The 20114-nt window shown below is 70.3% G+C and carries 17 protein-coding genes; 9 read left to right on the top strand and 8 right to left on the bottom strand.

Features of this window, described 5'->3' with window-relative positions; all coding sequences use genetic code 11:
- Positions 1–79: 79 nt before the first annotated feature.
- Entirely contained in the window at positions 80–1603 is a 1524-nt protein-coding gene (locus Q7X29_RS29160) for an MFS transporter (protein ID WP_316575962.1), read from the top strand.
- On the opposite strand, the gene Q7X29_RS29155 is transcribed toward Q7X29_RS29160, so the two are convergent.
- The 3 genes from Q7X29_RS29155 to Q7X29_RS29145 all read right to left on the bottom strand — a co-directional run bounded on the left by Q7X29_RS29155 (position 1600) and on the right by Q7X29_RS29145 (position 4218).
- Positions 1600–1977 carry a DUF1622 domain-containing protein gene (locus Q7X29_RS29155; RefSeq protein WP_316575961.1) on the bottom strand — a complete coding sequence of 126 codons (378 nt, stop codon included), beginning with the start codon at positions 1975–1977 and terminating at the stop codon, positions 1600–1602. The two genes, Q7X29_RS29160 and Q7X29_RS29155, sit on opposite strands and share 4 nt — an antisense overlap.
- 112 nt (positions 1978–2089) lie before the next feature.
- Positions 2090–3721 (bottom strand): PH domain-containing protein, encoded by a 1632-nt coding sequence (locus Q7X29_RS29150; RefSeq protein WP_449411954.1) that lies wholly within the window; start codon positions 3719–3721, stop codon positions 2090–2092.
- Complete coding sequence (locus tag Q7X29_RS29145; protein ID WP_316575960.1) at positions 3718–4218, bottom strand: PH domain-containing protein; 501 nt, start codon at positions 4216–4218, stop codon at positions 3718–3720. The genes Q7X29_RS29150 and Q7X29_RS29145 overlap by 4 nt, the downstream gene beginning before the upstream one ends.
- Before the next feature lie 148 nt (positions 4219–4366).
- On the opposite strand from Q7X29_RS29145, the gene Q7X29_RS29140 reads away from it, so the two are divergent.
- The 6 genes from Q7X29_RS29140 to pruA all read left to right on the top strand — a co-directional run bounded on the left by Q7X29_RS29140 (position 4367) and on the right by pruA (position 13780).
- Entirely contained in the window at positions 4367–6967 is a 2601-nt protein-coding gene (locus Q7X29_RS29140; RefSeq protein WP_218719873.1) for a bifunctional FO biosynthesis protein CofGH, read from the top strand.
- Positions 6968–7123: 156 nt separating this feature from the next.
- Positions 7124–7447 (top strand): ferredoxin, encoded by a 324-nt coding sequence (gene fdxA / locus Q7X29_RS29135; protein ID WP_189026332.1) that lies wholly within the window; start codon positions 7124–7126, stop codon positions 7445–7447.
- Complete coding sequence (dapC, locus tag Q7X29_RS29130; RefSeq protein WP_316575959.1) at positions 7444–8535, top strand: succinyldiaminopimelate transaminase; 1092 nt, start codon at positions 7444–7446, stop codon at positions 8533–8535. The genes fdxA and dapC overlap by 4 nt, the downstream gene beginning before the upstream one ends.
- Before the next feature lie 226 nt (positions 8536–8761).
- The gene (locus tag Q7X29_RS29125; RefSeq protein WP_449411953.1) at positions 8762–10300 is read left to right on the top strand and encodes a GMC oxidoreductase; all 1539 of its coding nucleotides are present in this window, start codon (positions 8762–8764) and stop codon (positions 10298–10300) included.
- Between the two features lie 73 nt (positions 10301–10373).
- The gene (locus tag Q7X29_RS29120; RefSeq protein ID WP_316575958.1) at positions 10374–12080 is read left to right on the top strand and encodes a serine/threonine-protein kinase; all 1707 of its coding nucleotides are present in this window, start codon (positions 10374–10376) and stop codon (positions 12078–12080) included.
- A 68-nt stretch (positions 12081–12148) separates the two neighbouring features.
- The gene (pruA, locus tag Q7X29_RS29115) at positions 12149–13780 is read left to right on the top strand and encodes an L-glutamate gamma-semialdehyde dehydrogenase (RefSeq protein WP_316575957.1); all 1632 of its coding nucleotides are present in this window, start codon (positions 12149–12151) and stop codon (positions 13778–13780) included.
- On the opposite strand, the gene Q7X29_RS29110 is transcribed toward pruA, so the two are convergent.
- On the bottom strand, positions 13777–14487 hold the full coding sequence (locus tag Q7X29_RS29110; protein ID WP_316575956.1) for a hypothetical protein: 711 nt from the start codon (positions 14485–14487) through the stop codon (positions 13777–13779). The two genes, pruA and Q7X29_RS29110, sit on opposite strands and share 4 nt — an antisense overlap.
- An 89-nt stretch (positions 14488–14576) precedes the next feature.
- A complete protein-coding gene (locus Q7X29_RS29105) occupies positions 14577–15428 on the bottom strand; it encodes an oxygenase MpaB family protein (protein WP_316575955.1) in 852 nt (283 codons plus the stop codon).
- Positions 15429–15541: 113 nt separating this feature from the next.
- On the opposite strand from Q7X29_RS29105, the gene Q7X29_RS29100 reads away from it, so the two are divergent.
- Entirely contained in the window at positions 15542–16969 is a 1428-nt protein-coding gene (locus tag Q7X29_RS29100) for an acyl-CoA synthetase (protein ID WP_316575954.1), read from the top strand.
- Position 16970: 1 nt separating this feature from the next.
- Here the strand turns inward: Q7X29_RS29100 and Q7X29_RS29095 are convergent, their stop codons facing one another.
- Positions 16971–17642: a molybdopterin-dependent oxidoreductase gene (locus Q7X29_RS29095; protein ID WP_316575953.1), complete on the bottom strand. Its 672-nt coding sequence runs from the start codon at positions 17640–17642 to the stop codon at positions 16971–16973.
- A 112-nt stretch (positions 17643–17754) separates the two neighbouring features.
- Here Q7X29_RS29095 and Q7X29_RS29090 point away from each other — a divergent pair, with 112 nt between their 5' ends.
- Positions 17755–18144: a PPOX class F420-dependent oxidoreductase gene (locus Q7X29_RS29090; RefSeq protein ID WP_316575952.1), complete on the top strand. Its 390-nt coding sequence runs from the start codon at positions 17755–17757 to the stop codon at positions 18142–18144.
- On the opposite strand, the gene Q7X29_RS29085 is transcribed toward Q7X29_RS29090, so the two are convergent.
- Both Q7X29_RS29085 and Q7X29_RS29080 read right to left on the bottom strand, forming a co-directional pair.
- Positions 18119–18997 carry an RNA polymerase sigma-70 factor gene (locus tag Q7X29_RS29085; RefSeq protein ID WP_218719882.1) on the bottom strand — a complete coding sequence of 293 codons (879 nt, stop codon included), beginning with the start codon at positions 18995–18997 and terminating at the stop codon, positions 18119–18121. The two genes, Q7X29_RS29090 and Q7X29_RS29085, sit on opposite strands and share 26 nt — an antisense overlap.
- Positions 18994–20073 carry an NAD(P)/FAD-dependent oxidoreductase gene (locus Q7X29_RS29080; RefSeq protein ID WP_218719883.1) on the bottom strand — a complete coding sequence of 360 codons (1080 nt, stop codon included), beginning with the start codon at positions 20071–20073 and terminating at the stop codon, positions 18994–18996. Before Q7X29_RS29080 ends, Q7X29_RS29085 begins: the two co-directional genes overlap by 4 nt.
- Between the last annotated feature and the right edge of the window lie 41 nt (positions 20074–20114).

The raw sequence follows: 20114 nt of genomic DNA, 5'->3' as shown, positions 1-20114 counted from the left end.
TGTTGCGTACGACGTTCAGTGATCGTACAGTGTTCGACATGACCGCACAGTGTGCGGCGATAGTCGAGAGGAGAGCAGAATGGACGCGCTCGCAACACCTTCGGCGGACCCGGTGGTCCGCAACCCCCGCCGGTGGCTGATCCTGATCGTGCTGTGCCTGAGCTCGCTGGTGCTGGTGGTGGACAACATGGTCCTCACCGTCGCCATCCCGCAGATCGCCACCGATCTCGACGCGAGCGCACAGCAGATCCAGTGGATCATCGACGCCTACCTGCTGGTGTTCGCCGGCCTGCTGCTCACCTCGGGCAGCCTGTCGGATCGGTTCGGCCGCAAGCTGGTGATGGTGATCGGCCTGGTCCTCTTCGGCGGCGCGTCACTGCTGGCCGCCTACGCGGGCAGCGCCGAACTGCTGATCGCGGGCCGGGCGCTGATGGGCATCGGCGGTGTGCTGATCATGCCAAGCACGCTGTCGATCCTGATCACCGTCTTCGACGACGACGAACGACCCAAGGCGATCGGCGCGTGGAGCGCGGTGGCCACGGTCGGCATGGTCGGCGGCCCGATCGTCGGCGGCGTGCTGCTCGATCATTTCTGGTGGGGTTCGGTGTTCGTGATGAATGTGCCGATCGCGGCGGTCGCCATCGTGGCCGCGCTGGTGCTGATGCCCGAGTCCAAGGGGCCGTGGCGCAGGCCCGACCTGCCCGGCATGCTGACCTCGATCATCGGCATGACCGCGCTGGTGTGGACCATCATCTCGGTGCCGCACGCGGGCTGGACCGATCGCGACGTGCTGGTCGGCTTCGCCGTCACGGTCCTGGCCCTGGGCGCCTTCGTGATTCGCGAACTGCGCACCGACGAACCGATGGTGCCGCTGCAGCTGTTCGGCAACCGCACCTTCACCGGTTCCAGCTTCTCGCTGGTCCTGGTGACCTTCGCCAACGGCGGTCTGGTCCTGGTGCTCACCCAGTACCTGCAGTTCGTGCTCGACTACTCGCCGATGCGGACCGCGCTGGCCTTCACCCCGATGGCGGTCACCCTGCTGATGGCCAACGGCATCGGCGCGGTGCTGGTCGGGAAGCTGGGCGCGCGGATCGTCACCATCGCCGGTCTGTTCGTCGTCGCCGCGGGCTTCGCGGTACTGGCCACCCTCGACGCCGGGGCGAGCTTCATTCTGCCCGCCGTCGCGATGGCCTTGCTCGGCGCCGGCGGCGGCCTGGCGATGCCCGCCGCGATCGGCGCGCTGATGAGCGCGGTACCCGAGGACCACGCCGGCGTCGGCTCGGCCCTCAACGACACCATTCAGCAGGCCGGTGCGGCGCTGGGTGTCGCGGTGCTCGGCGCGGTGCTGGCGGGCACCTTCGCCGGCGCCATGCCGGATTCGGCGCCCGCCGTGGCCAAGGAGTCGATCGCGGGCGCGCTCGGCACCGGAGACGGCACCGTCATCGGGCTGGCCCGCGATGCCTTCTGCACCGCCATGCAGGTCACCTTCGGCGTCGGTGCGCTGGCCTCGGTCGCCGCCGCCGGGCTCGCGGTCCTCCTGATGCGGGATGCGAAAGCCGATGCGGGGGAGCCGAAGCCGGAGCTCGAGGCGGCGGCCGTCTAGGTCACCGGGCGCGGAGTCGGCGCGTCCGCGGGTTGCGGTTGCTGCCACGGCCACCGGCCGGTGAGCTCGAGCTCCAGCGAATAGCTCAGGAACGTCCGGACCAGCACAATCAGCGCCAAGACCCCGACACTGGTGAACGTGGGTGCGATGGCGACGGTTCGGATGATGTCGGCGGCGACCAGGAATTCCAGCCCGAGCAGGATGGCTCGGCCGAGGCCGCGCCGGTAGACCCGGTAGGCGAGGTCGAACTCCGTGTGCCCGGCCAGCGCGCGGAGGAACTTGACGGTCCCGACGAGCCCGCCGATGACGATCGCCGCCACGCCGGCGCCGTCGAGCGCCTGACCCGCGGTCTCGATGATCTCGGTGAACTCCACACCAACCACCCTCCGTCCGCCCTCGGCTCCAGAGGAAACGCTACGCCGCGCGCGGGCGTGCGTGGGGGCCGACACTCGGTGCCGCCCGGGGTCGGCGGCAGCGCCGCGCCGGTCAGCGGCTGCCCTGCATCCCGGGCGTGACGGCCTCGATGAGGGCGACGGCCTGGTCGAACGGGATGTCGTCCACCAGGTAGGCCTTCTTGCCCGCCGCGGTCGCCGCGACGACGGTCGCCAGCCCGGCCCGTCGCTGCCAGTAGGTCCGGCGGATGGTCCAGCCGATGATGCCCGGTGCCTCCAGACAGTCGCGATTGCGGTCGAGGCTGCCGCGCCGGGTGATCAGCCAGGTCGGTCCGGTGCTGCAGGGCAGCACCCGATGGCCGAGGCTGCGGTAGCGGTCCTCGGCGAGCGCGGCCATGATCGCGGCGAACACCACCGGCAGGCCCCAGAGCCAGCCCGGCAGCGGGCCGAAGCTCAGGGCGACGGCGAGCAGCACGACGACCAGCCCGCCGACCGGCCACGCCGCCTTGGTGTAGCGGCGCCGCCGCGCCGCCGGACCGTGCCGCATCAGCTCGATCGTGCCCAGGGCGGTGCCGGTGATCGGTTGCGGTGCCGCCTGTTTCGTCGACGACGGCGACGCGGCTGACGTGGGCCGGGACGGCTCGGCACCGGAATCCGGTGGTGCCGGGTCGGCGTCGAGCGGCCCGTCGGGCTTGCGGCGGGTGCGCAGCAGTTCGTCGAGGGTGCGTTCGACCGCGGTCCGCGGCGCCTGCGGCAGGATCTTCTGTCGTGGGTTCTCCCCGGTCATGATCATCTCCAGCTGCGCGGCCTTGGCGGCGCGCAGCAGCAGCGGATCGTTGAGCGTCGCGCCGCGGAACCGGGCCAGGTCCAGGGTGATCTGGCGGGTGGTGAACAGGCCGTGGCGCAGGTGCAGGGTGGCGCCGTTGTCGATGACCCTGAGCCCGAACCAGGTCGCGAGGTACTGGGCGCAGGCGGCCAGGCTCACCAGCGCCACCGACAGCAGCGTCAGTCCGGTGATGACGATCGCGACGATGGGCGGGCTGTCGTCGTCGAGGTGCTGCACGGCGGGTGATTCCGACAGGATGTCGATGAGCCCGTACTGCGCGCCGAGGCCCGCGATCGGCGCGACGACGGCCAGCCCGGTCAGCGACAGCGGCGCGTAGCGCACCCACGCGGCCCGCCAGTGCCCGATCTCGACCCCCGATTCGGCGGCGGCGTCGTGCGGGGCGACATGCGGGACGCCCGGTGACTCCGGCTGGTCGGTGGGGAATTGCCCGGTGTGCGAGAGCAATTCGGCCCGCAGCGCGGGGATACGGCTGGTGTCGAGCGCGTCGAGCTTGAACTCCTCGCCCTTGTCGGTCTGCTTGCCGGTGCCGATCGCCAGCACCGCCAGCCCGAGCGCGCGGTGCAGCAGCGGCGCTTCCACGTCCACCGAACGGATGCGCGGGCGCGGCACCGACAGGGTCCGGCGCTGCACGATCCCGCTGCGCAGCTGCACGTGATCGGCGTCGATGCGGTAGGAGGTGGTGAACCAGCGCGCGACGCCGAACCCCGCGACCAGGGTCACCGGGATCAGGCTCCAGAGCGGATTGCCGCTGGTGGTGCCGACGATGATCGAACCGAGCAGCACCGGAATGTATTTCATGATCTCGTTGATCGGATAGACCATGAGCATGCGCGGGTCGAGCCGCTGCCACTCGGCCTGCGGCGCGGGCGGGGTGCTCACGTGGCGTCCCCGCGATGCTGTGCGGCGATGGCGGCCAGCCGGGCCACGGTCTGTTCGGCGACCGGGAGATCCAGCGCGCTGATCTTCACCGCGCCCGCCGAGGACGCCGTGGTCACGGTGACGGTGGCCAGCCCGAGTATCCGCTCCAGCGGCCCGCGCTCGGTGTCGACGGTCTGCACCCGCGAGATCGGCGCGACCCGCGACTCCTGGTCCAGCCACCCGACCCGGGTGTACACGGCCTCGTCGGTGACCTCCCAGCGATGTACCGCGTAGCGCCACAGTGGCACCACGACCACCCCGAGCACCGCGCAGGCGACGACGAGCACGGCCGCGACCAACTGCCACCTGCGCCGGTCGGCGTCGAGCAGCGCCCACCCGACGAGCACCACGCACAGCACCGCGACCGCGATCGCGTTCTCCAGCGCCCACAGCAGCTTGGCCTTGGCACTCGGACGCCAGGCCGGTTCGGCCAGAATGGTGGAACGCGGCAGCGACATGAGGCCATGGTTGCATGCGCGGCCGGTGAGTTCACCCCCTCGGGAATACGCGGGGTCGTGCGGAGGGTTGTCGTGCGACGAGGACGACAAACTCGTGCCCATCCGGGCCCGTGACCAGCCGACCGCACGTTCGGGAAAGAAGTAGCGCATGATCGACGGGGTGACCGAGCTTCCGAACCCGAGCGTTCCCCTGCCGCCGCCGAGTCCCGCCGCCATGCGCCGGGCGCTGCGCCGGGCACGCGACGGTGTCACCCTCAATGTCGACGAGGCCACCGTCCTGCTGCACGCGACCGGCGACGATCTCGCCGATCTGTGCGCCAGCGCGGCCAGGGTCCGCGACGCCGGCCTGGAGTCGGCGGGCAGGCCGCGCACGATCAGCTATTCGCGCAACGTCTTCATCCCGCTCACCAAGTTGTGCCGGGACAAGTGCCACTACTGCACGTTCGTGACGGTGCCGGGCAAGCTGCGCGCCGAGGGCCACGGCATGTTCCTGGAACCGGACGAGGTGCTCGCGATCGCCCGCGAGGGCGCCGCGCTCGGCTGCAAGGAAGCCCTGTTCACCCTGGGCGACCGGCCCGAGGACCGCTGGCCCGAGGCCGCGCAGTGGCTCGACGAGCGCGGCTACGACTCCACCCTGGACTACCTGCGCGCCGTCTCCATCCTGGTGCTCGAGGAGACCGGCCTGCTGCCGCATCTGAACCCCGGCGTGATGAGCTGGGCCGAGATCGCCCGGCTCAAGCCGGTCGCGCAGTCGATGGGGATGATGCTCGAGACCACTTCGACGCGGCTGTTCACCGAGAAGGGCCAGTGCCACTACGGCAGCCCCGACAAGGACCCGGCCGTGCGGCTGCGCTCGATCACCGACGCGGGCAGGCTCTCGGTGCCCTACACCACCGGCATCCTGGTCGGCATCGGCGAGACGCTCACCGAGCGCGCCGAGTCGATCATGGCGATTCGCAAGCAGCACCGCGAGTTCGGGCACATCCAGGAAGTGATCGTGCAGAACTTCCGGGCCAAGGACGACACCGCCATGCGCGATGTCCCCGACGCCGATGTCGCCGAGTTCCTGGCCACCGTCGCGGTCACGAGACTGCTGCTGGGACCGGATGTTCCGGTACAGGCGCCGCCGAACCTGGTCTCGCACAGCGATTGCCGCGCCCTGATCGACGCGGGCATCGACGACTGGGGCGGGGTGTCGCCGGTGACGGTCGACCACGTGAATCCCGAACGCCCGTGGCCGAACCTGGACACCCTGCGCGAGATCACCGAGGCGGCCGGCTTCACGCTGGTGGAGCGCACCTCCGCGCACCCGAAATACGTGCGCGCCGGGCACCCGTGGATCGATCCGCGCATCGGCGCGCACGTCGCCGCGCTCACCGACCCGGCGACGGGGCTCGCCAGGCCCGACGCGCTGCCGGTCGGCCTGCCGTGGCAGGAGCCGGACGAATCGTGGGACTCGGTCGGGCGCGTCGACCTGAACACCGCCATCGACACCGAGGGCCGAAACACCGAGAGCCGCAGCGATTCCGGCCTCGGTCAGGAAGTCGTCGGCGCCTTCGGCGACTGGGAGACCATCCGCGAACACGCCCGCGACCTGGCCGTCACCGCGCCCGAGCGGCTCGATTCCGACGTCCTGGCCGCCCTGCGCGCCGCCGAGCGGGATCCGGCCGGCCTGACCGACGACCAGTATCTCGCGCTGGCCACCGCCGACGGCGTGAACATGGACGCCATTGCCGCACTGGCCGATTCGCTGCGCCGCACGGTCAACGGCGACGACGTCACCTATGTGGTGAACCGGAACATCAACTTCACCAACATCTGCTACACCGGCTGCCGGTTCTGCGCGTTCGCCCAGCGCAAGGGCGATGCCGACGCGTTCACGCTGAGCACCGACGAGGTCGCCGACCGCGCCTGGGAAGCGCACGTCGACGGGGCCACCGAGATCTGCATGCAGGGCGGCATCGATCCCGAGCTGCCGGTCACCGGGTACGCCGATCTGGTCCGCGCGATCAAGGCCCGCGTCCCGTCGATGCACGTGCACGCGTTCAGCCCGATGGAGATCGTCAACGGCGCCTCCCGCGGCGGCCAGAGCATCCGCGACTGGCTCGCGGCGCTGAAAGAGGCCGGGCTCGACTCGATTCCGGGCACCGCGGCCGAGATCCTCGACGACGAGGTGCGCTGGGTCCTCACCAAGGGCAAGCTGCCCACCTCGGCCTGGATCGAGGTGATCACCACCGCGCACCAGCTGGGCATCCGGTCCAGCTCGACGATGATGTACGGCCACGTCGACAACCCGAAGCACTGGGTGGGGCACCTGCGGGTGCTGCGCGGCATCCAGGACGAGACCGGCGGCTTCACCGAGTTCGTCCCGCTGCCGTTCGTGCACCAGAGCGCCCCGCTCTACCTGGCGGGCGCGGCCAGGCCGGGCCCGACCAACCGCGACAACCGCGCGGTGCACGCCCTGGCCCGGATCATGCTGCACGGCCGTATCGACAACATCCAGACCAGCTGGGTCAAGCTCGGCACCGTCGGCACCCAGGTGATGCTCACCGGCGGCGCCAACGACCTCGGCGGCACCCTGATGGAGGAGACCATCTCCCGGATGGCCGGCTCCCAGCACGGCTCGGCCAAGACTGTGGCCGAACTCACCGAGATCGCCGCGGGCATCGACCGGCCGGTGCGCGAACGCACCACCGTCTACGGACAGGTGCCACCCAAGCCGGTGGCGCTGCCGCTGTCGATCGGCTGATCCCGAATCCAGGGCCCGATACGCCGGAGGGAAAGAGTGATCGGCTGATCGAGAGTGTGAGTTAGGGCAGGCTGACCTGGGACTGAGGTGCGGTCTCGGGATAGGGTTTCGGTGGCGGAGTACCACCGCAGGTGAGGACAGACTAGGAGAACGGCAGTGCCGTACATCATCGCTGAACCGTGCGTTGACGTGAAGGACAAGGCGTGCATCGAGGAATGCCCCGTGGATTGCATCTACGAGGGTGGCCGCATGCTCTACATCCAACCCGACGAGTGCGTTGACTGTGGTGCGTGTGAGCCGGTCTGCCCGGTGGAGGCGATCTTCTACGAGGACGACACCCCGGACCAGTGGAGCGGCTACATCAACGCCAACGTCGACTTCTTCGACGAGCTCGGTTCCCCCGGCGGCGCCACCAAGGTGGGCAAGGTCGACTTCGACCCGGCCTTCATCAAGGCGCTGCCCCCCATGGCAGAAGAATGAGGGTCAGCAGCCTGCTGCCCGATTTTCCCTGGGACACGATCGCCGCGGTCAAGGAGAAGGCGGCCACGCATCCCGGCGGGCTCGTCGACCTCTCGGTCGGCACGCCGGTCGACCCGGTCGATCCGCTGATCCAGGCGGCGCTGGGGTCGGTGGCCGAGGTACCCGGATACCCGACCACGCACGGCACCCCTGAGCTGCGCGCCGCCGCCGTGGCGGCGCTGGCGCGCCGGTTCGGGATCACCGGCGTCGATCCGGCCGCCGTGCTGCCGGTGATCGGCACCAAGGAGCTCATCGCCGGTCTGCCGCGTCTGCTCGGGCTGGGCTCGGAGGATCTGGTCGTGATTCCCGAGATCGCGTACCCGACCTACGAGGTCGGCGTGCTGCTGGCGGGGGCGAAGCCGTGGCGCGCGGACGGGCTCACCCAGATCGGCCCGCAGAAGCCCGCGCTGATCTTCGTGAACTCGCCGTCGAACCCGACCGGCAAGGTGCTCGGGATCGAGCATCTGCGCAAGGTGGTCGCGTTCGCCCGCGAGCGCGGCGCGATCGTCGCCTCCGACGAGTGCTACCTGGGTCTGACCTGGGAGGGCGAGGCGGTCTCGATTCTCGACCCGCGCGTGTGCGACGGCGACCACACCGGTCTGCTGGCGATCCACTCGCTGTCGAAGACCTCGAATCTCGCCAGCTACCGCGCCGGCTTCGTCGCGGGCGATCCGGAGCTGGTCGCCGAACTGCTCGAGGTGCGCAAGCACTCGGGCATGATGCTGCCGTTCCCCATCCAGGCGGCGATGACCGCCGCGCTGAGCGACGACGAGCACGAGGCGCGCCAGCGCGAGCGCTACCGCGCCCGTCGCGAGATCCTGCGAAAGGCATTGCAGGAGGCCGGTTTCCGCATCGACTTCTCCGACGCCGGGCTGTACCTGTGGGTCACCCGCGGGGAGTCGTGCCGGCGCACCCTGGACTGGCTCGCCGAGCGTGGAATCCTCGCCGCGCCCGGTGATTTCTACGGCCCGCGCTCGCCGGAACATGTGCGCATCGCGCTCACCGCGACCGACGAACGGGTGGCCGCCGCGGCCGAACGGCTGGCCTGACCCACCGCTTCCGCAAACCCCGGGCACCCACGTGCCCGGGGTTTCGTTTGTTCGAAACGCGGTTGTTTCACTGAAAGTCTCGGTATAACAGGTTCTCATTGCAGTCTCGATGAGGAGCCGCTCGGTGCGTGAATTCTTGTATGAAAAGCCAGGTCAGTACCAATACACCGGGGGTATTTCACGCCGCGGGTTCCTAGCTGCAACAGGTTTCACGCTAGGGGCGGCCGTGCTGGCGAGTCGCGCGGTCGCCGCAGCAGCGCCCGCGGCCGACGGCGACAAGGTGCCCGCCCTGGTGATCGGCAGCGGCTACGGCGGCTCGGTCGCCGCGCTGCGCCTGGCCCAGGCAGGCGTCGACGTCCTCGTCGCCGAGATGGGCATGTCCTGGACGAAACCCGGGCCCGACGGCGACATCTTCTGTCCGGTCCTGAAGCCCGACGGCCGGTCCTACTGGCTGCGCGAGACCACCGATCAGCCGGTGGGGTACTTCATGGGCGGGTCCTACAACAAGGACATCGACCGCTACACCGGCGTGCTCGACTCCGAGGGCTTCGGTGGCATCCGGGTCTACCAGGGCCGCGGCGTCGGCGGCGGCTCGCTGGTCAACGGCGGCATGGCGGTGACGCCCAAGCGGGAGAACTTCGGCGCCATCCTGCCCTCGGTGAATGCCGACGAGATGTACGCCACCTACTACCCACGCGCCAACAGCGCGCTCGGAGTCAACACCATCGACCAGAACTGGTTCGAGTCGGCCGAGTGCTACCAGTTCGCGCGGGTCGGCCGCAAACATGCCGAAAGATCCGGTTTCGGCTGGACTTTCGTGCCCAACGTCTACGACTTCGAGTACATGAAGAAGGAACAGGCGAACACGGTGCGCCGCTCCGCGCTGGCGGGTGAGGTGATCTACGGCAACAACGCGGGCAAGCGCTCGCTGGACAAGACCTACCTGGCGGCGGCCACCGGCACCGGCAAGGTGACCATCGCCGCCCAGCACATGGTCACCTCGGTGACGCCCAGCGGCAGCGGCTACGAGGTGGAGATGGCCGTGATCGACACCCAGGGCCGGACCACCTCGACCAAGAAGGTCGTCGCGGACCGCGTGTTCTTCGCGGCGGGCAGCGTCGGTACCAGCAAGCTGCTGGTCGCGCTGAAAGCCAAAGGGCAGCTGCGCAATCTGTCCGACGCGGTGGGGCAGAAGTGGGGCAACAACGGCAATGTCATGGTCGGCCGGGCCAACCACATGTGGGACGCCACCGGCAGTCTGCAGTCGGCCATGCCCTGCCTCGGCATCGACAACTGGGCCGACGCGGGCGGTCCGGCCTTCGCCGAGGTCGCGCCGTTCCCGTCCGGCATCGAGACCTACGTCAGCCTGTACCTGGCGATCACGAAGAACCCGAACCGGGGCAAATTCACCTTCAACTCCGGCACCGGCAAGGTGGATCTGAACTGGCAGACCGCCTGGAACCAGTCCTCGATCGACGCGGCCAAGCGGATCTTCGACAAGATCAACAAGAAGGAGGGCACGATCTACCGGACCGATCTGTTCGGCGTCTACAAGACCTGGGGTGACGACTTCACCTATCACCCGCTGGGCGGTTGCGTGCTCAACGAGGCCACCGACAATTACGGTCGCCTGCACGGCTATCCGGGCCTCTACGTCATCGACGGCGCGCTGATTCCCGGCAATACCAGCGTGAATCCGTTCGTCACCATCACTGCGCTGGCCGAGCGCAATATCGAGCGGATCATCGCCGACGATCTGCGCTGATCTCGCGTTCCGGCTGCCGGATCGGCTAGGGTCCGGCAGTCGGAGCGGTTTGGGATCGAAAGGCTCGTCACGGATGCACGGGGTGGAATTCGGCGCGGGTACGGTCTTCGCCGGGTATCGGATCGAACGACTGCTCGGCCGGGGTGGGATGGGAACCGTCTACCTGGCGGCGCATCCGCGGCTGCCGCGTCAGGTGGCGCTGAAACTACTGAATCGCGAACTGTCGTCGGACCCGGAGGTGCGCGGGCGGTTCGAACGCGAGGCCGATGTGTCGGCGCACCTGGACCATCCCGGCATCGTGTCGGTGCTCGACCGCGGCGTCGAGGACGGGCTGATGTGGATCTCCATGCAGTACGTCGACGGCACCGACGCGTCGGTGTTCCGGAATTCGCCGGTGGAACCCGCGCGCGCGATCGACATCGTCGCCCAGACCGCCGAGGCGCTGGACTACGCCCACGAGCGCGGGGTCCTGCATCGGGATGTGAAGCCCGCCAACATCTTGCTGGCCGCCGCCCGCGCCGGCGACCGTGTGCTGCTCACCGACTTCGGCATCGCCCGCCTGCGCGGTGACGCTCGCCAGCTGACCCGCACCGGGGCCTTCCTGGCCACCCTCGCCTATGCCTCCCCGGAGCAGCTCTCCGGCGCGCCGGTGGACCACCGCTCCGACCAGTACTCCCTGGGCTGCACTCTGTTCACCCTGCTGACCGGCGAAAGTCCGTTCCCCGCCGACAATCCCGGCGCGGTGGTGGCCGCGCACCTGAGCAAGCCGGTGCCGCGCGCGTCCGCGACGGTGCCGACCCTGCCGCCCGGGATCGATGCCGTGATCGCCCGGGCGCTCGCCAAGGACCCGGCCGAAAGGTTCGGCAGCTGTGCGGAGTTCGCGCAGGCGGCGGTGGATGCGCTGGGTGGTGTGACCGGCGCGTCGGCACAGCCGTCGGCCACGTCCGCGCCGAATCATCCAGTGCTGTCGGCCCTTGCGCCGGCGGCGCATGCGCCGGCATCGCAGGGGGTGCGCGCCCCCGGCCCGGGAGGCTCGGCGCCGCAGCGAGCCGGCGCATTGCCGACGTCGAGCTCGACGGCGACCCTGGTGACGGCGCCACCCTCTGGAGCCCGGCTGCCGATCGCCGGTGGCCCCGGCTGGAGCGCGGGACCGCCCGGCTACGGCTCGTATCCGGCCGCGCGATCCGCCGCGCCGCGCAAGGCGGTGTCGTCGCGCTGGCGCGCGCTCGCGGTCGCCCTGCTGGTCCTGGCCATGGTCGCCGGTATCGGCGTGGTCGGGATCGGCGCGATCTACTGGAAGTTCGTGCGACCCGGCCGGATCGCGCCGCCGCCGGTGGCGTCGTGGGGCGAGCACCGCTCGCTGCTCTACGACTTCTCCCAGATCCTGCCGAAGGACCCGACCGCCACCGGCTGGTCGGACTCGACGTGTTTCGCCACGGGCGCGCTGGTCGTGCACACCGGTGATCCGGTGCCGATCCGGCAGATCACCTGCACCGACTCCCAGGGTGTCACCTCCTGGTACACCCAGTACGCCACGTCCGCCGACGCGGACGCCTATCTCGACCGGCACGCCACGGCGGACCCCACGACCACCCGGGGCGCCGCCGTCGGCGCCAACGCCACCGTCACGGCCTGGCGTCCCCGCGCCGGTGAGCCGTTCACCCTCGCGGTGCGCCGTGCCGTCGACGGCGTCGGCCAGCCGGTCATCGTCGAGGTCGCCGCGCCCGGCGGCTCGTTCGAATCGACCCAGCTCAACTGGTACCTGTGGGCGCCGCTGTAGCCATCCGCCACGCGCCGAGCGACATCTCGATCCGGGCGATCTCGGGGCCGCGGCGATAGCCTCGGAGTATGGACGCTGTCACGGTGGTTCCGGTGCCCGCGAACGAGCCAGCGCAGTCGTACGCGCCGGGGACGGCGGGGCGGGAGCGGCTGCGGGCGCGGCTGGCCGAGATCGCGGGGGAGTGCGTCGACGTGCCGCTGGTGATCGGGGGACAGGAGCGGGGCGGCGACGGTGAGCGGCACGGGATCGTGGCGCCGCACCGGCGATCGCTGGTGCTGGGGACCTACACCGACACCACGCACGAGGAGGCGAGCGACGCGATCGAGGCGGCGGTGCTGGCGGCGCCGCAGTGGCGCGACCTGTCCTTCGACGAGCGGGCCGCGGTCTTCCTGCGCGCGGCCGATCTGATGTCGGGACCGTGGCGTGAGACCGTGGCGGCGGCGACCATGCTCGGGCAGTCCAAGTCGGCGGTGCAGGCCGAGATCGACGCGCCGTGCGAGCTGGTCGACTTCTGGCGGTTCAATGTCGCCTACGCGCGGCAGATCCTCGAGGAGCAGCCGCGATCGGGGCCCGGTGTCTGGAACCGGATGGACTACCGGCCGCTGGAGGGCTTCGTCTACGCGATCACCCCGTTCAACTTCAGCGCCATCGCGGGCAATCTGCCCGCCGCGCCCGCGCTGATGGGCAATACCGTGATCTGGAAGCCCGCGCCCACCCAGACCTTGGCGGCGTGGGTCACGATGCGGATCTTGATCGCGGCGGGCCTGCCGCCCGGGGTGATCAATCTGGTCACCGGCGACGGCAGGAACCTCTCCGAGATCGCGCTGTCCGATCCGCGCCTGGCCGGTATCCATTTCACCGGCTCGACCCGCACCTTCCAGCACCTGTGGCAGCAGGTCGGCGCGAATATCGGTGGCTACCACAGCTATCCGCGCCTGGTCGGGGAGACCGGCGGCAAGGACTTCATTCTCGCCCATCCCTCCGCCGATCCGGAGGCGTTGTCCACGGCCATGATTCGCGGCGCCTTCGAGTATCAGGGCCAGAAGTGCTCGGCCGCCTCGCGCGCCTACGTGCCGCGATCGCTGTGGCGGACGATGGGCGAGAAGTTCCTGGCCGCGGTGGGGGAGCTGACCTACGGCGATGTCGCCGATCTCGCGAATTTCGGTGGGGCGCTGATCGATCAGCGCGCCTACGACAAGTCGGTGGCCGCCATCGAGCGCGCCAGGGACGCGGGGATCACCATCGCCGCGGGCGGCACCTACGACGACAGCGTGGGGTGGTTCGTCCGGCCGACGGTGCTGCTCGCCGACGATCCGCACGACGAGGCCTTCCGGACCGAGTACTTCGCGCCGATCCTCTCGGTGTACGTCTACGACGACGACGCGCCCGACGCCTTCGAGGTGCTGCTGGCCGAGGTGGATTCGACCTCGCCCTACGCGCTCACCGGCGCGGTCTTCGCCCGCGACCGCGCGGTGATCGAGAAGGCCGCCGCCGCACTGCGCTACGCGGCGGGCAACTTCTACATCAACGACAAGCCCACGGGCGCGGTGGTCGGTCAGCAGCCGTTCGGTGGCGCCAGGGCCTCCGGCACCGACGACAAGGCGGGCTCTCCGCTGAACCTGCTGCGCTGGGTCGCCCCGCGCGTGCTCAAGGAGACCTTCGTCCCGCCGACCGGCTACCGCTATCCGCACATGGACTAGCGCCCGCTGACCAGCCGCAGGAGCACCGCGGGCAGCGCGTCGAGCACATCGGCGGACTGCTCGGCCGGGGTGCCGTAGGTGTGGGCGGCGACCGAGAACCCGGTGCCGAAGGACGCGGAGGCCACCTCGGGGGTGTCCAGGTCCGACCAGCCCCACTTGCTGCCCTGCACCCCGGGCAGCTGGGCGGTGCCCCAGTTCTGGGGCGTGCCGTCGGCGGCGGTGTTGCTCGCGCCCGCCATCCAGCCGAAGATCGGCGAGCCCGGATCGGTGCGCTGCTTGGTGACCAGGAACTCGGTGAGATCGGCGGTGCTCGTGCTGGACCGGCCCCAGTCGGCGCTGCCGTGCGTCGCGCGCAGCCCGTATTCGCTCGCGGTGGCCTCGATGGCCTGGGGATACTTGTTCGCCAGCTGGGTGGCCGCACCGTCGTCGGAGTCGCGGATCATCCGTTCCGCCAGCGCGCGGTCCTCCGGCGCGCCGTCGCCGTGGCGCAGGGCGTAGTCGACGATGTAGAGCTTCGACATCGACAGCGCCGACCGCGATTCGTGCTCGTTGGCGGTGCCCCAGGCGAATCCGCCGGGCGTCCGCACCGACAGCGCCGTCCGCGACGGCACGGTGGCCGGGTCCTCGTCGGCGTTGGCGGCGGGCGCGCCGATCAGCAGACCGGCGGCGGCCGCCGCCACGCACCACATGACTGTTCGCCTGCTCATGAGCGTCCTCCAGTTCTGTGCGACGGACCGATCGTGGGTATGAAACCCGAACGTCGCAGGTCGGCGCGGAAGGCGCGCGGCAGGACCGGTCAGATCAGTGGCTTGCCCCGGCGCTGTCTGCGGCGCATGTCGGCCAGAGTCAGGTTGAACGGAAAGTTGCGGATCACCCGCGGCAGCCGGCCCGTCACCGTGCCGCTCGCCCGCATCAGCCGGTTGAGCGTGCGTTCGTCGCGGTCGGTCCAGGTCATGCCCATCTCGTCGCGCAGGTGGGCGGGGAGCAGGCCGGTGGTGAACCAGCGGTGGAACCGGGCGAACGGCAGCCGCAGGGCCGGGCTGATCATCTTCAGATCGAGCAGGTCGTCGAAGTAGGCCTTGATGGTGGCGTCGATGTGCGCCTGCGGCAGATGTTCGGTCCAGTAGGCGTCGAAGGCGGCGCGATCGGCCGGCCACATCTGCCTCGGGACCTGCAAGGTGGTGCCCAGGTGGTGGGCGTATTCGTAGAAGGTGTCGGCGATGTCGTCGTCGGCGGGGCCGTAGATGCGGGCCATCACGTCGACCGCGCCCCAGTACAGGCACGCAGCCACCCACAGCTGCAGGTTCTTGTCGAAGGCGTTGTACTGCACCGGGCTGTCCGCGGTCGAGCGGACGTACTTGTGCGCGCCGTTGATCGCGGTCCGATAGGCGGCGCGATCGGCGTCATCGCCCATCAGGGCCACCGAGAGATAGGTCAGGGTGGTGCGTGTTCGTTTCACCGGATGCCGCATGATGCTGCCGCTGTGGACTCGGGATTCCGCGACACCGTAGCCGACGGGCGCCAGGCTGAGTTGCATGATCACGTTCGCGGTCGCGCCCCAGAAGGCGGTCGAACCGTCCACGTAGTCCCGGATGTCGAATTCGGCCGGTTCGGTGTGACCCGAACGTGCGCGAGCAAGGATGGTCATCGTTGACCCCTTCATCGGTGAGAGAACTATATGATGAATGTCTCATCATGTCGTCGGGGAGTCAACGGACGGCGGCGCGCGCGGGCCCAACCGCGCCGCGTTAGCGTGGACGGATGCCCTACGGTCCGCCGCTGCTGCTCGCCTCGCTCGATCCGGTCGCCGTCGCCGCCGGTGCCGACATTCCCGACGCCGTCACCATCGATGATGCCACTCTGTCGCGCTCCGATCTGCTGGGTGCGGCGACCTCGGTGGCCGAGCGGATCGCGCGCGCCGACCGGGTCGCGGTGCTGGCCGAACCGACCGTGCGCACCGTGCTCGCCGTGGTCGGCTGTCTGATCGCCGGCGTGACGGTGGTGCCGGTGCCGCCCGATTCCGGTGCGGCCGAACTCGAGCACATCCTGCGCGATTCCGGTGCGCAGGCCTGGCTCGGCGCGGCGCCGGAGGGCACCGGGCTGCCGGTGGTGCCGGTGCGGCTGCACGCGCGGTCCTGGCACACCTACCCCGAACCCGATCCCGCGTCGACGGCCTTCATCCTCTACACCTCCGGGACCACCGGCGCGCCCAAGGGCGTGATGCTCAGCCGCGCTGCCATCGCGGCCGGCCTCGACGCGCTCGCCGAGGCGTGGGGCTGGACCTGGAAAGACACCCTCGTGCACGGGCTTCCGCTGTTCCACGTGCACGGGCTGATCCTGGGCCTGCTCGGGCCGCTGCGGGTCGGCAGCCCGGTGATCCACACCGGCAAGCCGACGCCCGAGGCCTACGCGGCGGCGGGCGGCAGCCTGTACTTCGGGGTGCCGACGGTGTGGTCTCGGATCGTCGAAAAGCCCGATTCGGCACGGCAATTGGGCAAGGCGCGACTGCTGGTGTCGGGGAGCGCGCCACTGCCGGTGCCGGTGTTCGAGAAGCTGGCCGAGCTCACCGGGCAGCCGCCGGTGGAGCGCTACGGCATGAGCGAAACCATGATCACCCTGTCCACCCGCGCCGACGGCGAGCGCAGGCCGGGCTGGGTCGGCACGCCCGTGCGCGGCGTGGAAACCCGGCTGCGCGACGAATCCGACGCCGCGGTCCCGCATGACGGCGAGAGCATCGGCGCGCTCCAGGTGCGCGGTCCGATGCTGTTCGACGGTTACCTCAACCGTCCCGATGCCACCGCGGCGGACTGGACCGAGGACGGCTGGTTCCGCACCGGTGACGTGGCCGTCATCGACGCCGACGGATTCCACCGCATCGTCGGACGCGAGTCCATCGACCTGATCAAGTCCGGCGGCTACCGGATCGGCGCCGGCGAGATCGAGACCGCGCTGCTCGGCCATCCGGCGGTCGCCGAGGTCGCGGTGGTCGGCCTGCCCGACGACGACCTGGGCCAGCGCATCGTCGCCTTCGTGGTGCCGCGCGACGGCGGTTCCGCCGAGCTCGGCACCGAGCTGATCGCCCATGTGGGCGCCCAGGTCTCGGCGCACAAGCGGCCCCGCGAGGTCCGGTTCGTCGACGCGCTGCCGCGCAACGCCATGGGCAAGGTGCAGAAGAAGCTGCTCGGCTGACTCAGCGGGGCCGTGTGGTGCTCCCGCGCGCGCTGAGTTTCCGGATCGGTCCGATCAGCGCGTGATAGATGGGCCGTACCGCGCGGCCGGGCAGATAGCGATGCCGTTCCTCCGCCCACACCCGCGCCCTGCGGTGGGCCGCGAGCGGGGAGAACCGTTCGGGATCGGGCGGCTCGCTGACGTGGAACTCGATGCGGCACAGGTGTTTCGTATTGACGAAGCCGTACTGGCTCGGGCTCACCAGCCGGATCGGCGCGCCGTGGTCGCTGTCGAGCGGTTGTCCGTCGAGCCGGTCGGCGAGCAGGACGTCGCCGGTCAGGACGTCGTCGAGCAGCACGATCGACTGGTATCCGTCGAGCCCCGCGAAGACGACGTGGCTGATCCGCGCGTCCGGGCGCAGCAGTGGTTCGACCCGCAGCCGGTAGAAGGTCTCGAAGGGGATGCCCTCCCAGCGCAGCCCGGTCGCCGACCATCCGGCGACGCAGTGGAAGTCGGCCAGCATCTGCGTTCGGGGGAGCTCCGCGAGTGCGGCCGGCGACAGCGTGACGGTGTCGGTGAGCGCTCCGCCGAGCTCGATTCCCGGATCGGCGGGGATCGGTGGCGGCGGGTGGTGGAGGTGGGTGCCGAAGCGCGGGAAGCCCTCGACCGCGCGTTGACCAGGGGGAAGTGCCATGACGATCCTCCATTTATACGGTTCCGTATAACTGGCAGCCTAGCGCGGGTCGGCGCCGTCGTCGAGAGCCGGGGATTGACCTCGAGTGCGGTTCAGGTCCTACGGTCGGGGCATGAGCGCAACGCTGACGCCCGAGCATCTCGACTACCTGGCCACCCAGAAATTGGGCAGGCTGGCGACCGTGCGGGCCGACGGGACCCCGCAGAACAACCCCGTCGGCTTCCGCTACAACGCCGAGCTCGGGACCATCGACATCGCGGGCTGGAACATGGCCGCCTCCAAGAAGTTCCGCAATCTCGCCGACAACGACCACGTCGCGTTCGTCGTCGACGACATCGCCTCGGTGCGGCCGTGGCGGGTGCGCTGTCTGGAGATCCGCGGCACCGCCGAGGCGCTGACCGAGGTCGAGTCCTACATCACCGAGCGCCCCGACGCGCTCATCCGAATCCACCCGACCAGGGTCATCGCCTTCGGTCTCACCCCGGAATCCGTACCGCGCTGAGCTTTTCGGGGTTGCGCACGCAGTACACCGCCGTGACGACGCCGTCGGTGACCTCGATGGAGGTCACCTGGTCCAGGACGCCGTCGATCGTCACGGCCACGCCGGGCATCGCGTTGAAGACGCCGACGCGCACGCCCACCTCGCCCATTCGGTCGCCCTTGGCGAGCAGGCCGATGACCAAGCGCGCCACCTTGTCCGGGCCGAGGACCGGCCTGCGCACCGCGTTGACCACGCCGCCGCCGTCGCCGATATAGACCACATCGGGCGCGAGCACGTCCATCAGCGCCTGCACATCGCCGGTGGCCGCCGCGATCGAGAACCGTTCCACCACCGACTGCGCCTCGGCCGGGGTCGCGATCGCGGTGTGCCGCTTCTCGTGCACGCGATCCCTGGCCCGCTGATTCAGTTGCCGCACCGCGGTTTCGGACTTGCCGACCGCCGCGGCGATCTCGGCGTAGCTGAACGCGAAGACCTCGCGGAGCACGAAGACCGCGCGCTGTACCGGCGTCAGCGTCTCCAGCACGAGCAGCATCGCGGTGGTCACCGCCTCGCCGGTCAGTACATGCTCGACCCCACCCTCGGACGCCGCCGCCAGCGGCTCGGGCAGCCACGGCCCGATGTACTCCTCGCGCCTGCGCGCGGCCGAGCGCAGCACGCCGATCGCCTGCCTGGTGACGATCTGGGCCAGGTAGGCGCGCGGATTCTCGACGCTCGCGTGGTCGGCCTCGCGCCAGCGCAGGTAGCTGTCGTGCAGCACGTCCTCGGCGTCGACGACCGAGCCGAGGATCTCGTAGGCGATGGAGAACAGCAGTCTGCGGTTCTCGGCGAACACCCGCTCGGGCTCGGTGGTCACTGTTTCGGGCCGCTCAACCACACGCTGTTGCCGGTGCGCGCGGCCCACGCGGCGTAGCGGACGATGCGCTCCTTGGCGAACGCCGCGCCGCGACCGTCGAACGAGACCGGCAGCGGGCTGTCGTCGCGGCGCGAGGCCTGGACGACGGCGTCGCGCCTGCCGATACTCAGCGCCTGGCCGCCGTATCCCATCGAATACGGCTGCGGCTCGCGTTCTTCGATCATCCGGGCGAGCGTATCCACCGCGTGCGCGCCCTGCGGCGCCGCGGTCGCGCAGGCCATGCGCGCGCCGGGCACCGCGGCGCAGTCACCGACGACGAACACCCGCGGATCGGTCACGCTGCGCAGGTACGGATCCACCAGCGCCCTACCGCCCGCGTTCACCGCGAGCCCGCTGCGCGCGGCCAGGTCGGGCACGGCCGACACCACCGCCCACAGCGTCAGGTCCGACGCGAGCGCGGCGCCCGAGCTCAGCTCGATCGTGCCGTCGCCGACGCGCTCGACCGCGCCGGTGACGACCTCGACGCCCAGCCTGGCCAATCCGCGCCGCACCCGCCGCTGTCCGCCCGCCGACAAGCTCGCGCCGATCTCGGCCCCCACCAGCCGGATGCGCAGATCCGGTCGGGCCTGTCCGAGCTCGGCCGCGGTCTCGATGCCGGTGAGCCCACCCCCGACGACGGTGACGGTCCGGTCGGCGGGCAGCGCCGCCAGCGCCGTGCGGGCCTGTTCGGCGCCCTCCCACGTGCCGACCGGAATCGCGCCGGGCAGCGGCGCGGCCGTGCTGCCGACGGCGACGAACAGGTAGTCGAAATCGAGCTCGGTCCCGTCGTCGAGGGTCACGGTCCCGTCGCCGATCTTGTCCGCGCCCGCCACCCGGGTCGCGATGGTGGGCACGAGCATCTCGGCGAGGGGAGTCGCGGCCGTGCCCGTGCCGGCCAGGTGCTCGTGCAGCCGCACCCGTTCAACGAAATCGGGCCGTGGATTGACCACGGTGATCCGGGCTGTCGGCACCTTCTTCGCCAGCCGGTTCGCCGCCCCTGTGCCCGCGTACCCTGCGCCGATCACCACGATGTCCATCGTCTGCCTCCTGCCGGAAAGAACTGGGTCGACCATGGGAT

Origin of the sequence: Nocardia canadensis (genome assembly GCF_032656385.1) — a bacterium.
Classification (GTDB): Bacteria; Actinomycetota; Actinomycetes; order Mycobacteriales; family Mycobacteriaceae; genus Nocardia; species Nocardia canadensis.
This window is presented reverse-complemented; position numbering and strand designations above follow the sequence as displayed.